Origin of the sequence: Arthrobacter ginsengisoli (assembly GCF_031456935.1) — a bacterium.
Classification (GTDB): Bacteria; Actinomycetota; Actinomycetes; order Actinomycetales; family Micrococcaceae; genus Arthrobacter; species Arthrobacter ginsengisoli.
The window spans coordinates 55,794-69,398 of sequence record NZ_JAVDVQ010000022.1; the positions used below are offsets into that span (position 1 = coordinate 55,794).

At 67.4% G+C, this 13,605-nt stretch carries 10 protein-coding genes; 3 read left to right on the top strand and 7 right to left on the bottom strand.

The annotated features are described in order from the left end of the window. Positions 1–294: 294 nt before the first annotated feature. From J2X01_RS18315 to J2X01_RS18330, 4 genes are all read right to left on the bottom strand, one after another. Positions 295–1,158, bottom strand: coding sequence for an HpcH/HpaI aldolase/citrate lyase family protein (locus J2X01_RS18315; protein ID WP_310060752.1), 864 nt, complete (start codon positions 1,156–1,158; stop codon positions 295–297). A 144-nt stretch (positions 1,159–1,302) separates the two neighbouring features. Then, positions 1,303–2,112: a hypothetical protein gene (locus tag J2X01_RS18320; protein ID WP_310060755.1), complete on the bottom strand. Its 810-nt coding sequence runs from the start codon at positions 2,110–2,112 to the stop codon at positions 1,303–1,305. Positions 2,113–2,705: 593 nt separating this feature from the next. Next, positions 2,706–3,653, bottom strand: a complete 948-nt coding sequence (locus J2X01_RS18325; RefSeq protein ID WP_310060782.1) for an aldo/keto reductase — start codon at positions 3,651–3,653, stop codon at positions 2,706–2,708. Positions 3,654–3,721: 68 nt separating this feature from the next. Next, positions 3,722–5,437 (bottom strand): glycoside hydrolase family 13 protein, encoded by a 1,716-nt coding sequence (locus tag J2X01_RS18330; RefSeq protein ID WP_310060757.1) that lies wholly within the window; start codon positions 5,435–5,437, stop codon positions 3,722–3,724. 103 nt (positions 5,438–5,540) lie between these two features. Here J2X01_RS18330 and J2X01_RS18335 point away from each other — a divergent pair, with 103 nt between their 5' ends. Beyond that, the gene (locus J2X01_RS18335) at positions 5,541–6,722 is read left to right on the top strand and encodes an ROK family protein (protein ID WP_310060760.1); all 1,182 of its coding nucleotides are present in this window, start codon (positions 5,541–5,543) and stop codon (positions 6,720–6,722) included. Positions 6,723–6,903: 181 nt separating this feature from the next. Here the strand turns inward: J2X01_RS18335 and J2X01_RS18340 are convergent, their stop codons facing one another. Further along, positions 6,904–7,245, bottom strand: coding sequence for a hypothetical protein (locus J2X01_RS18340; RefSeq protein ID WP_310060763.1), 342 nt, complete (start codon positions 7,243–7,245; stop codon positions 6,904–6,906). Here J2X01_RS18340 and J2X01_RS18345 point away from each other — a divergent pair. Then, on the top strand, positions 7,211–9,898 hold the full coding sequence (locus tag J2X01_RS18345) for an FG-GAP repeat domain-containing protein (protein WP_310060766.1): 2,688 nt from the start codon (positions 7,211–7,213) through the stop codon (positions 9,896–9,898). The genes J2X01_RS18340 and J2X01_RS18345 overlap by 35 nt on opposite strands. 137 nt (positions 9,899–10,035) lie before the next feature. Here the strand turns inward: J2X01_RS18345 and J2X01_RS18350 are convergent, their stop codons facing one another. Both J2X01_RS18350 and J2X01_RS18355 read right to left on the bottom strand, forming a co-directional pair. Next, entirely contained in the window at positions 10,036–11,607 is a 1,572-nt protein-coding gene (locus tag J2X01_RS18350) for a Na+/H+ antiporter (RefSeq protein ID WP_310060770.1), read from the bottom strand. Between the two features lie 120 nt (positions 11,608–11,727). Beyond that, positions 11,728–12,387, bottom strand: a complete 660-nt coding sequence (locus J2X01_RS18355) for an NAD(P)H-binding protein (RefSeq protein WP_310060772.1) — start codon at positions 12,385–12,387, stop codon at positions 11,728–11,730. A gap of 186 nt (positions 12,388–12,573) precedes the next feature. On the opposite strand from J2X01_RS18355, the gene J2X01_RS18360 reads away from it, so the two are divergent. Then, positions 12,574–13,170: a dihydrofolate reductase family protein gene (locus J2X01_RS18360; protein WP_310060774.1), complete on the top strand. Its 597-nt coding sequence runs from the start codon at positions 12,574–12,576 to the stop codon at positions 13,168–13,170. The last annotated feature ends 435 nt before the right edge of the window (positions 13,171–13,605 follow it).

Genomic DNA, 13,605 nt, shown 5'->3' on the forward strand with positions numbered 1-13,605 from the left:
TTCGAGGCTCCTATCCGAAATGGGCTTCGCCAGGCAACCGCGCCACTGGCATACAAAACCATTCTCTGGCGGCACCGGAGGCGTGTACCTCATCCACGGAAGGTGATCCGCGTTGGTTCCGGGACCTTCCGGTTGCCTGGCTGCTGGCGGCGGCGGCGGCCCGGCGAGCACCAACGCCACGCCCGGGCCGCCTACCCCGGCTTCAACCGCATCTGCATAGAAACGAACCGCCGTGGTATGTCCATGCATATCGCGGATCAAGGGCCTCGGTTAGGGTCGAAGGGCCCGCCTGGTTCAAAGGGCCGGCTGCACTCCGAAGGCCACTGCGAGCTTCATGATCTTCTCGGCGCGGCCCAGGCGTGGCAGGTCGGAGCCGTCCCGGATCACGCGTCCGCTGGCCTCGAAGTCGGCCATGAAATCAGTGGCCCAAGCGACGTCGGACGGCGTCGGGCTGATGACCTCGTTTATGACGGGGGTCTGGTCGATCGCGAGGCAGAGCTTGCCGGTCATGCCCATCATCACGGTAATGCCGGTCTGCTCGCGGAGGATGGGGTGGTTGGTGCCGACGGTGGGGCCGTCGATGGGGCCCGGCAGGTTGCCGACGCGGCTCGCTACGACCAGTTTGGCGCGCGGATATGCCATGGCTTCGGCGGTGGCCGCCATGCCCGTGTCGCGGCGGAAGTCGCCCGAGCCGAACGCCAGCCGGAAGGCACCCTGGGCCTTGGCGATGTTGTTGGCTTCCTCAATGCCGACGGCGGACTCGACCAGCGGGATGACGGGCGTCTTGCCGTCCATGCGGTGGAAGCTCTCGGTGACCTGGTCTGCGGACTCGGTCTTGGCCAGCATCACACCGAGCAGGCCCGGGGTGCCGCGGAGGCCGGCCAGGTCGTCCGCCCAGAAGGGGCTTGTGGCGTCGTTGATCCGCACCCAGGCGCTGCCGCCGGCAGTCAGCCAGTCCACGACATTGCCGCGGGCGGCGTCCTTCTGCGAGGGGTCCACCGCGTCCTCGATGTCCAGGATGATGGCGTCCGCGCGGGACGCCGCCGACTGGTCGAAAAGCTCGGGTTTCATCGCGTTGACCAGCAGCCAGGAGCGGGCGATTTCGGCGGGGATGTTGCGTTGGGGCCGGACGGTCCCGGCAGTCGTGGTGGAAGTCATGTATCTACGCTATCCGCCCAGGGGCGTTTGCGGCTAAGCGATCCGGCCCTCTGGGGCGACCAATACGACCAAAATCACGTCCCCGCCCGGCTGCGCCCGCCTCTGGGCCGCGCGAGTGGCTGCGGAGGTAGCTGTCGAAGCCTCTCACTTGCCGCCGGAGCTCGTTGCTGCAATTTCGGCATTGGGGGTCCGGGCGTAGTCGGTGTTTACCTGGTAGCCGTGCTGGTCGAGTATCAGCGCCTGCTGGTTGATGTTCTTCAGCTCGGCGTCGGAGAGCTGTTCCACCTTGACGAGGTCCAAGGTCTCCTGATTGTCCCCGCCTACGGCTGTCACTTTCACCAGACCCGTGCCTGCTGAATAGAACTTCTGCTGGTGGCCTACTGCCGGTTCCAGCGGATTGTGTTCATCAATGACCAACACATCGTCGTAGCACCCGGTGGGAACACACGTTCGCTGGTTCTCCTGAACCACGCCCCCGCAGTCCAGGAAGTTCACTGCTGGCGCATGAGCCTGCACGTAGCTCGGCGTGCCGACCCGGGGCTCGGCCGGCATCGCTATCCCCGCCTGGGCTCCGGACAAGCCGCTCAGAAAGGTGGCGGGTGCGCCGGTGAATTCGCCGCTTTCGAACTCTTCCGGATATTCCCCGAAGAGCCAGACGTCTCCACTGTTTGACTGGGCAAAAAAGGCCAGTTCGGATTCCACCAGTTCCCCGTCGGCGTAGTCGCGGTCCCACAACACCTGGGTCTTGACGCCGTCTATCACTTTGTTAAGCCCGGTCACGGAATGGGTCACCGTACGCTCGATAGTGCCTTCTGCACTCGTGACCATTCCCGTTGTCGTGTACTGCATGCCGGGCGTCAGGGGAAACCACTTATTGTCGACCTTCGGCGACGCCGGGAAGGCGGTGCGGTCGAAGTGGAGGGCGGTTTCTGGCCCGCAAAGCCCCACGGCCACGGGAGCAACTGTTGGTGAGGGCGGAGCCGACGAAGCCCCCGGCGGCTCTGTTGTCGCCGCGGGCGCGGAGTCCGAGGGTGCTGTGGAAGTGGCCGGGGGTGCGGGTTGCCCGGCACACGCCGACGTGGACATCGTGAGAAACAGGATGAGGGCGGAACCCAATGCAAACCGTCGATCGTGGGGCTGGAACATCTCGGTCGCCTTTCGTCGTTGGACTTCGGTGGCTTCCAGCACTGTCCTCGGCCCGCCGTCCCGGGGGCTCATCTGCTGGGCAGCGCTGGCCAAACCGCGCCGAGTTGCCCCAACGGGGTGCGAGTTAGGGTCTGGGGTGATTCACCGAGGAAGCACCAGAAGGTGCGTTCAGCCTCCCCTCCACTCACGAGACCTTGCCAGTTCCGGACCGGCGTAGTAGAAATCATGGCCTTTTTTCGGCTGTTTGAGAAGACCGCGGCAGGGCACGTTGTATCGCCGGATAGCGGATGTCCAGGCGGAGTCAGATGCGTCACATCCCTCGCTCGGTCTACATACGTCCTCCGGACAGGCGCTGCAGTTTCGGGGCCGCCTCTCACCCGCGGGGGCCACCTTCATATCGGTTACGGGATGTTGCTGCCGCGAGCCGTGACCCAGAGCCGGTACCATTCGGCCCGGGTCAGGGACGTGGCAACCTCGGCCGCGTCTGCGCAGGCCTGGATGCGGTCCGGGTTGGCGGTGCCGATCACCGGGGCGATTCCGGCCGGGTGCTTCATCAGCCAGCCCAGCAGGACCGATTCCCCGGTGGCGTTCTTCTCCGCGGCAAGCTGAGCCACCAGCCGGGCGGTTGCCTCCTCCGCGGCCGACGGTGCCGCGGCCGGTGCCCCCGTGTAGAGGCCCCGCGCCAGGGAGCCGTAGGCCTGCAGCGTGATTCCGTGCCGGACGCAGTGCTCCACAGTGCCGTGCGGGAAACTGTAGTCCGTTCCCTCGGCGTGGTTGACGAGCACAGTGCTCTCCAGCCAGGCGCGCTTGAACAGGCTCATCTCCAGCTGGTTGGCGACCACCGGCGTCTCGAGCCGGTCCTGCAGCACTTCGATTTGGGCCCCTGACATGTTGGACACCCCCAGCGCCCGGACCTTGCCTTCGTCCATCAGCTGCCCGACGGCGGAGGCCACCTCAGCGGTGTCCAGCAGCGGATCAGGGCGGTGCAGCATCAGGACGTCCACGTAGTCCGTGCGGAGCCGGTCGAGGCTTTCGTTGACCCGGGCCAGGATGGCATCCCGGCTCAGGTCGTAATAGGTCTCCAGTCCCTGTTCGTTGAGCCGGATGCCGCACTTGGTCTGCAGCCGGATGCGTTCGCGCAGCCCGGGGGTCTGCGCCAGCACCTCGCCAAAGACCGCTTCGGACTTGCCGCCACGGTAGATGTCGGCGTGGTCGAACAGGGTGATGCCCGCGGCCAGGGCGGCGTCGACGGCGGCAGCGGCCTCGTCCACGTGCGCGGACGAGTGCGGCTCCGACGACCAGCTGCCGCCCAGGCCCATGCAGCCATAAATCAGTTCCTGGCCCGGCACCCGTCCCCGGGCCGGATCTTGGGCCGGATCTTGGGCCTGATCCTGGTCGGGCTCGCCGCCCGGCGCGTTCACCGCAGCCAGACGGTGGTGCTGCCCGGCAGGAGGTTCCCGTCCAGCGGGCCGCTGCTGAGCAGCACCTCTCCGGCGGGGAGTTCCACGGGCCCGTCACCGAAGTTGGTCACGGTCTGCCAGCCGCCCGCGCGGCTGAAGTGCAGGACCCGCGGGCCGGCCGGGTGCCATTCCAGTTCCTCCGAGGTCTGCAGTTCGCGGCGCAGCTGCAACGCCTGGCGGTAGAACTCAAGGGTGGAACCCTCGACCCCGTCCTCGGCGGCGACCGCGTAGCGGCTGAACCAGGCCGGCTGCGGCAGGTGCGCCCCGCCGTCGCCGAACCCGAACGAGGGTCCCTCAGCGGCCCAGGGCAGCGGGACGCGGCAGCCGTCGCGGCCGATCTCGACGCCCTTATTGCGGAAGAAGGCCGGGTCCTGGCGGTCGGCGTCGGGGATGTCGGCGACTTCCTGCAGCCCGAGCTCCTCACCCTGGTAGAGGTATGCGGAGCCCGGCAGTGCCAGCATCAGCTGGGTGGCCGCGCGGGCACGGCGCAGGCCCAGTTCCTCATCGAGTTCCTCGGCCGGGGCGCCGGCCAGCAGCCAGCCCTTGCCGTCCTGGCCCTTGGCATGCCTGCCGCCGCCCTGGGGCAGCCCGTAGCGCGTGGCGTGGCGGACGACGTCGTGGTTGGAGAACACCCAGGTGGAAGAGGCGCCGGACTCGGTGGCCTCCGCGAGGTTCCGGGTGATGATTTCGCGGAACTCCGCCGCGTCGAAGTCGGCCTGCAGCAGGTCGAAGTTGAAGGCCTGGCCCAGGCCCTGCGGGCTCGCGTAGCGGCCGCGGCGGCTCGCGTGGACCCAGGCTTCGGCGACCGCCGTGCGCGGCGGGTTGTACTCGTTGAAGACCTCGCGCCATTCGGCGTAGATCTCGTGGACCTCGTCGCGGTCCCAGAACGGGTGCGAGCCGTCGTCGAAACCGTCGGCGCCGCCGTCGGCCCCACCGTTTGCCCCGCTCAGCTCGACCTTTGACAGCAGCGGCTCGGTGAGGTCCTTGGTCAGGGCGTGCGCCACGTCGACCCGGAAGCCGTCCACACCGCGGTCGGACCAGAAGCGCAGGGTGGTGAGGAAATCGTCGCGGATTTCGCGGTTGGACCAGTTCAGGTCCGGCTGTTCCTTCGCGAAGATATGCATGTACCACTGGCCGGGGGTGCCGTCCGGCTCGGTGATGCGTTCCCAGGCCGGGCCGCCGAAGACGGATTCCCAGTCCGACGGCGGGATCTCACCGTTTTCGCCCTTGCCGTCCCGGAAAATGTAGCGCTCCCGGGCGTCGGAACCGCGGGGGGACGCGAGGGCTTCCCGGAACCAGCGGTGGAGGTTCGAGGAGTGGTTCGGGACGATGTCGGCGATCAGCTTGATGCCGGCGGCGTGCAGGGCGGCGGACATCTCATCGAAGTCCTCCAGCGTTCCGAGCTTGGGGTCCACGTCGCGGTAGTCGTCGACGTCGTACCCGCCGTCGGCAAGGGCGGACGGGTAGAACGGGCTGAGCCAGACGGCGTCAATCCCGAGTCCCTTCAGGTAGGGGATCTTGGCCGTGATGCCCTTGATGTCCCCGAGGCCGTCACCGTTGGAATCGGAGAAGCTGCGCGGGTAGATCTGGTACACGGCTGCCTGGCGCCACCAGTTGGGGTCGGCGGCGGGATCGGAACCGGACAGGGTTGCCAGCGTGGCGGTGTTGGACAAGGGGTGATCCTCACGGGGTTCGAAACTGGTTTCTGGTAATTTAGATACAAGCTAAATATATTGCCTGAACAAATTATGGGTCCGGACTGACGGGGAGGTCAAGATGCCGCACGCCGCCGCCACGCCCCAGCTGCTGCGCCGGGTGAACGCCCAGTCGGTGCTCGGCGTCATCAGGAACACGGACGTGGCCACCGGGACGGAGCTGATGGCCCGGACCGGGCTGACGCGGGCATCCGTCATTGCCGTCTGTGAAGACCTGATCCGGCGCGGCTGGATCCGCGAGCTCAACGTCCGGGATGAGGACCAGCACGGGAGTCCGCGCAAGGGACGCCCCGCCCGGCGCTTCGAACTCAACTCGAGGGCAGGATTCGTCCTGGGCCTGGACCTCGGCGCGGCCACCACCACCGCGGCCGTCGCGGACCTCCGCGGCACCGTCGTCGGACGTTCCAGCGAGCGCTTCCGGGCCGCTGGCATCCCCGCGGCGGAGCGGATCGACGTCGTCGACCGGGCCTGCCGCCGGGCACTGGCGGACGCCGGAGCCCGCCCGGAGGACGTCCTCGCCGTGGGCGCGGGCCTCGCCGCACCAGTGGACCGCGACGGCAGGGTGTTGGTAACCCAGCAGTTCTGGAGCCTGTTCGACGTCGGGCTCCGCACGGCGCTGCAGGAATTGCACGGCTGGACGGTGCTGCTGGAAAACGATGCCAACCTGGCTGCCCTCGGCGAGCGCTGGCGCGGTTCCGGGGCCGGCGTCGACGACCTTGTGGTGCTGCTGGCCGGCGAACGGCTGGGTGCCGGAGTGCTGGAGTCCGGGCGGCTGCTGCACGGCCGCCACGGCGCGGCCGGCGAAATGGGGTATCTGGACCTCGTGGAGGGCGTCGGCTCCAGCGACGGCATCGCCAGCCTGGCCAGGCAGTGGTCCGCTGCCGGCGGCGGTCCCGCCGCGGGCGGGGAGGCCAGCGCACGCCGGGTCTTCGAGGATGCCGCCGCCGGGGAACCCGCAGCGCTGGCGATCCTGGACCGGCTCTCGGACCGGATGGCCCGCGTGATCGCCTCGGTGGCGAGCTTCATCAACCCGGAACAGGTGGTGATTGGCGGCGCCGTGGCCGAATCGGCGGGGGTTCTGCTGCCCGGCATCACGGCCCTGCTCCCCCGTTTCACCGCCACGCCGCCGCGCGTGACCGTCTCCCCGCTGGGGGACGCGATCGTCACGGTGGGCGCCGTCCGGCATGCCTTGAACTACGTTGAGGCGAATGCCCTGGAGCTGGAGCTGGAGCTCCGACACTAGCGGCGGAGCGGGCCGGGCACGCAGACTTTGCTCAAGTTTGTGCAACGATTCGCTACCTATGGCGAAAGTTTCCTGCAAGTTGCCGGGTCTCACGGCGCGGCGTCCGTAGACTGACCTCACTTCCCGGTCTCCCCGGCCGTCCTGCTGAGCCTTCAGCGGGGCGGCGGTCTCATGAAAGACATCACGTGAACTCAATACGGAAGACGACGGCGTTGCTGACGGCGCTTGTCGTTACGCTTGCCTCCCTCACCGCTGCGACGCTCTCGCCGGCCCTCGCCGATTCGACGCCGGCGCCCACCACGACGGCGTCGCCGTCGCCGTCGGTCGCGCCCACGGCGACAGCGGCCACGGCCACGCCGTCGGCTCCGGCTCCGGCGACGACGGCTGCCAGCACCACCGCGACCACAGCCGCGCCGGCGCCAACAGCTTCGCCCACGCCCAGTCCGGCTGTGAGCACGGCTTCCCCGGCGACGGCGGAGTCGCAGTCTTTGACGTCTCCGGAACCGCTGTTCACCGAAGTCATCGGCGGCAGCAACCCGACCTCCAGCGCGTCCGTTGAGAGCGCCTCAATCCACGGGAAAAAAGGCGCCGAGCAGGGGCACGCCGCCACCGAGGCCTATTCCCTCACCCGGAGCGGTGACATCAAGGTGAAGCTGGTTATGGTGCAGCTGGCGGACCGGACTGCGACCATCCCGGAGGCGGACGCCCGTGCCGCGGTCTCCACCAGCAGCGAGTACTGGCAGGCCATGTCCAACGGCCGGCTGTCCATGAGCGTTGACAGCGTCGAGAACAGATCGAGCAAGGCAACGTCCACGCAGAGCTATTCATCGATGATGAACACGATCGCCGCGGAAATCGGCTGGGTCCCCAGCTCCTACACGGCCCTCGTGGTGTTCGTGTCCACTCCCACGCTGTCCGACGGGGCCTACGGCGCGGGCTGGAGCTACAACGGAACCAGCGGTCGTGTCCTTATGCCGCTCCCGGCGACACTGACCAAGAGCGTGCTGACCCATGAATTCGGGCACGTCCTTGGCCTGATGCATGCCAACAGGCTCCGCTGCGGGGACGGCGCCGTGGACACCGCCAGCAACGCCGACGGTTCGTTCGCCAACGGTTCGTGCAGTGTGGAGGAGTACAAGGACAACCTTGACTTGATGGGTGTCTCACAGACCAGCCAGCCGGTGGTCAGCTCCCCCATCTACGAATTCGGCGGATTCGGCGCCGGCAATGAGGTCAGGAACCTGGGCAAGGCCGTGGGCAGGAACTCCTACGAGTTGAAGGCCTGGGGAAGCGCTGACGCGAGCCGCGCCGTCAAGTTCACGGATCCCATCAGCGGTGAGGCCTACAACCTTGAACTCCGCCTCCCGGTGGGCAACGACGCGGCCACGGCCGTCAGCGGCAACCGCGGGGTGAAGGTGGTCCAGGCCTACGGCGCCGGTTCCATCGCGCTGCAGCCGAGCACCACGACATTCAACGGCTACTACAGCTATAACCAGACCTGGCAGCCCGGCCAGTCGTTCAAGACCCATGCCGGGACCAAGGTAACCATCGACTGGATCTCAAATTCCGGTGCGGGCATCACGATTGATGCGCTGCCGGCCGCCAAGCCGTTGCTCGTCGCCCCGGGCGACTTCAACGGCGACGGCATCGCCGACCTCATTCAGCGCAAGGTCAACGGCGAGCTCTGGCTATATCCCGGCGACGGTACCGGCAGGTCCCGCGCCGGCCAGCGGATCGGCACCGGCTGGGAGATTTACACCAGCATCCTGGGAACCGGCGACTTCAACGGTGATGGCAGGAACGACCTTGTCGCCCGGAAGTTCGACGGATCGCTGTGGTTTTACGCCGGGACCGGAACGGTTGCGGCAGGCAGCGAGGGGTATCTAGGCGCGGTCAAAATCGGCGACTTTGGCTGGGAAACCTTCGACTCACTCCTGGGTGTCCGCGACTTTGACGGCGACGGCAAACCGGATATCCTGGCCCGGCGCCCGGATGGTGTGCTGGTGCTGTACCCGGGCATGGGCACCGGCCGGCCGGGAACGCCCCGGGAGATCGACTACGGCTGGGAAATCTTCGACCAGCTGATCCCGATCCAGGACTTCAACGGCGACGGGACTAACGACCTGGCCGCACGGCGCCCGGACGGATCCCTCTGGCTGTATTCCAACTCCGGAGCGGCGAAGCTCATCCAGCCCCAGCAGATTGGTACCGGCTGGGGCATTTACGCCACGATCGTGGGCACCGGAGACGCTAACGGGGACCGCACCGCCGACTTCGTGGCCAGCCAGGCCGACGGAAACGTCTTCTTCTACGCCGGGACCGCAATGCGGGACGAGGGGTATGGCAGCGCGCGGAAGATCGGTGACTTCGGCTGGGACGCCTTCGACAGCCTGACGACCATCGAAGATTTCAACGGAGACAAGTTTGCCGATCTGCTGGCCCGGAAACCGGACGGCACACTGTGGTTCTACCCGGGCAACGGGAACGGCGCCTACGGCGTGCCGCGGAAGATCGGCCTAGGTGGCTGGGACGTCTTCAATGCACTGGTCAGCGTCCGGGACTTCACCGGAGACGGCAAGAATGACCTTATCGCCCGCAAGCCCGATGGCAGCCTGTGGATCTACCCCGGCACTGGCCGGGTCGATGCTGGCGACCCGGGCTACACGTCCCCGAAAAAGATCGGCACCGCCGGCTGGAACGCGTTCACCGCCCTGACGGGAACCGGCGACTTCAACGGGGACGGGAAGAACGATCTCGTGGCTAGGAAGTCCGACGGCTCGCTCTGGCTGTACCGCGGTACGGGCACAGTTAGCGCCAGCAACGAGGGATATACCGCGCCCATAAAGATCGGCGATTACGGCTGGGAAGTCTTTAACCAGTTGTTTGGGGTTGGGGACTTCAACGCGGACGGCAAGAACGATGTCCTCGCCCGGAAATTCGATGGCACGCTGTGGATGTATCCGGGAGACGGCAAGGGAAAGCTCACAACGCCGCGCAGAATCGGAACAGGCTGGAACGTGTTTGACACGGTCCTGGCGGCCGGAAAGTTGAACGCAGACGGCTTCCCCGACTTGGTTGCCCGGCAGCCGAACGGTTCGCTCTGGGCATACTCGGGGACCGGCATGCAGCCGAACGAGGGCTACCTCGCCCGTATCTTCGCGGGTTCGGTGTCGTAGGACGGTGCGCAGAACCCCCTGCGGCCGCAGTAGCTGAATCAGCAGGCGGAATGGGCCGGATCGTCAACGATCCGGCCCATTTCTCTGTCACCACTGCAACATCCGCGCGGCACGGCCGCAGCCAGCTGCTCCGGGGGTCACTCCGGCATGATCATGGTGCGCAGGTCCAGCTGCCGGAGGACCCGGTCCGCGACCTCGGGGTCCACACCGGGTTCGTTGCGGGCCGCGACGACCTCCTGGCGGGCGGCGTCGAGCGCGATCGTCTGCACGGCAATCGCCAGCTCGCGCCCGCGTTTGCGCATCTCCCCCACGCTTTCGTTGCGGATGCTGCCGTCCAGCAGTTCGGCGTGCAGCCGGGTCATCTTTTCCTTGACCAGCGCCACCTTCTCCGGCGGCAGTTCCTTCATCAGCTCGTGCGCCTGCAGCGCCGCGATGGCCGCCTCCTGCGCCCGCCGTGCGAGTACGCGGGCGGCGTCGCGCTCTTCCGAGCCGTCACCCGAAGCCTTCAGGACCCGCATCAGCCACGGCAGCGTCAGCCCCGGGAGGACCAGGGTGGCCAGCAGGACCGCGCAGGCGATGACAATGAGCTGGCTCCGGGCCGGGAACGGGCTCCCGTCGGCGATGGTCAGCGGCAGTGCCAGGGCGAGCGCCAGCGTCGCGAGACCGCGCATGCCGCACCAGGTGAGGATGAGGACCTCCTTGGCGGAGTTGGGCCGCAGGGAATCCGTTGTGCTGCGTGCCAGGCCGGACATCATGGCCATCCAGGCCAACCGGACGGCGAACACGAGCACGCAGACCACCATGGCGTTGCCGATCATGCCGACGATTCCGGCGCCTTCGTCGCGGATGACCTGCCGTACTTCCAGTCCCACCAGTCCGAACGCGAGCCCGGTGACCAACAGCTCCACGACGTCCCAGAAAGCGGTGCGGGTGACCCGCTCGGCGGCGTCCTGCGGCCGGGCGTGGCGCTGAATCTCCAGGGCCGTGACGACGACGGCGATCACCCCCGAGGCGTGCACCTCCTCGGCAAGGATGTAGGCGGCGAACGGCACCACGAGGGTGACGGCGCTGCGGGCCACCATGGACTGGACCAGCCGGGTGATGAGGCTGGTGAACCAGCCCATGCCGATCCCCACGGCCACCGCAATCGCCGCGCCGAGCACAAACTGCAGCACGACGTCGGGAGAGAATTCGGTGCCGGATACGGTCGCGGCGACCGCGGCCTGGAAGATGACGATGGCGGCGGCATCGTTGAAGAGGCCCTCGCTTTGCAGCACCGTGATGAGCCGCCGGGGCATGTGGACGCGACCGGCGATGGACTCCACGGCCACCGGATCCGGCGGGGCAACCATGGCCCCCAGCGCGATCGCCGCGGGAATTCCGATCCCAGGGATCAGGAGCCACGCCGCCCCGGCCACCACCGCCGTCGAGACCACCACGAGGGCCACGGCGAGCATCAGCAGCGTGCGCCAGCGGACCCGGAACACGGCCCAGGAACTGCGTTGTGCCGTGGCGAAGAGCAACGGCGGCAGGAAGATGGGCAGGATCAGTTCCGGCGAGATCGCGATTTCGGGAAATCCGGGGATGAAGGTCAGCGAGGCGGCCAGGATGAGCATCAGGACCGGGAACGGCAGCCGCAGCCGGTCCCCGATGCCGACCGCCACCACCGTGGCCAGCAACAGTCCAATGATGAGTGCCAACTGGTCCATAGGCCCACTTTCCCGGGAGTCATCGGGTCAGGCCGCTGCGTCGGATGAGCCGGCCGCCCCCACCACTGTATCGGCACGTCGTGGACGCGGCCGACACGCGGGGACGGGTCCCCGCGGGGGTCAGCCCACGGGTCCCAGGGCGGCAGCCAGTGGCAGCGTGCCGTCCCGGAATTCGATGGTCCGCCCGGCCGTTGAGGGCAGATCCAGCACGGCCGCCGCGACGAGGGCCACGTTGGCACGGGCTGTTTCCCGTCCGCCGGAAGGATCCGCGGGATTGACGTCGATCAGGCCGTTGCCGGGCCCGTCAGTGAGCGCTCCCGGCCCCAGGATGGTCCAGTTGAGGCCAGTTCCGCGCAGGTAAGCGTCGGCGGCAGCCTTGGCCTCGGCATAGGCGAAGAAGCTGCTGTCCTCGGGGACGCCGTGATTCGGGCCGGCGCCGAGATAAGAGACCATGATGTAGCGCCCGACGCCGGCGCTGACTGCCGCGTCCATCGACCGGATGGCGGCGTCCCGGTCCACTGCGTAGGTCCGCTCGGGGTTTCCGCCGCCGGCGCCGGCCGACCAGACCACGGCGTCGTGGTTCCGGAGCGCCCCGGCGATCTCCGCCGTCGTCGAATGTTCCACATCCAGCACCACCGCTGTGGCGCCCGTCGCCGCGACGTCCTCCCGGTGGGCCGGGTTGCGGATGATCGAGGTTACGTCCATTCCCTCCCCGGAGAGGATGCGGGAGAGTTCCAAAGCCACCTTGCCGTGGCCGCCGATGATTGCGATTCGCGTCATGGACCCATTCTGTCCCACCACCGCGCAGCCGCAACCGCGTCTGCCGCCCTTCACAAGAGACCCGGGATACGTCCCCGACGCGTGGGGCGACGTGGTTAGCGTCCTGCGGGAACCGCTCTGCGCGGATCTTGACGGCGGACCAAAATTCCCGGGACGGTTACCGCCGGGCGGTGGCATGATGGGCGCATGAGCCAAGTCACGTGCGATCTGACCATCTCCATCGACGGATTCGCCGCTGGCCCGAACCAAAGCCTTACCGAACCCCTGGGCGAGGGCGGAGAGCTCATGCACAGGTGGCAGTTCGAGGAACCCGAGTCCAATGCAGCCGAGCGCGAAGGAATCCTCGCGGCCGGCGCCTACATCATGGGGCGGAACATGTTCGCCGGCCCGGGCCCCGGGGCGTGGGCTGAGGAATGGCGGGGATGGTGGGGTGAGGAACCGCCCTATCACGCACCCGTATTCGTGCTCACCCATCATCGCCGCGAGCCCCTGGAGATGCAGGGCGGCACGACGTTCAACTTCGTGACCGATGGGATCGAATCGGCGCTGGCCCAGGCACGGGAGGCCGCCGGCAGCAAGGACGTGGCCGTTGCCGGAGGAGCGCAGACCGTCCGGCAATTCCTTTCGGCGGGGCTGATTGACGAGCTGCGGCTCCACATCGCGCCGATCCTCCTGGGAGCGGGCGAGCGGCTGCTGGACGGCGTCGCGAACCTCACGCTGGAGCCGACGGAAGTGAGCGGCACCAGCCTCGTGACCCACGTGCGCTATCGCGTAATCCGGTGAAAAGCGTTTGATCCGCAGATCGTCATGAGCTGGCAGCGCCGGCTGACGGGCGTGGACGAGATCGTGATTTCGTTTAGTTGAAAGCGGAGATGCCGGTGATGGAGCGGCCGATGATCAGGGCTTGGACGGTTCGGTGCCTACGTCGGTGTGGATCGCCTCCTCACCCAGGCGGGCCATCTGGGTGACCGTCAGCTGCATGGTCGCCAGTTCGGAGAGCATCCGGGGCAACCGATCAAGGCAACCGGGCTCAAATCGGAACTACGCCCACCCGCGGCCGGCCACGAGAACCAACCTTCGCCTGCATGAGGGCTGCGAAATTCAGAGCCGGCTGTGCTGAACTGTACTGCTTTCATTGTTCGTATCCTTGGTGTTCGCAGAGGCTGAGGTAGTCCTCGCGGACGGGCGCGAAGACATCGATGTTCAGCGCTTTCTCCT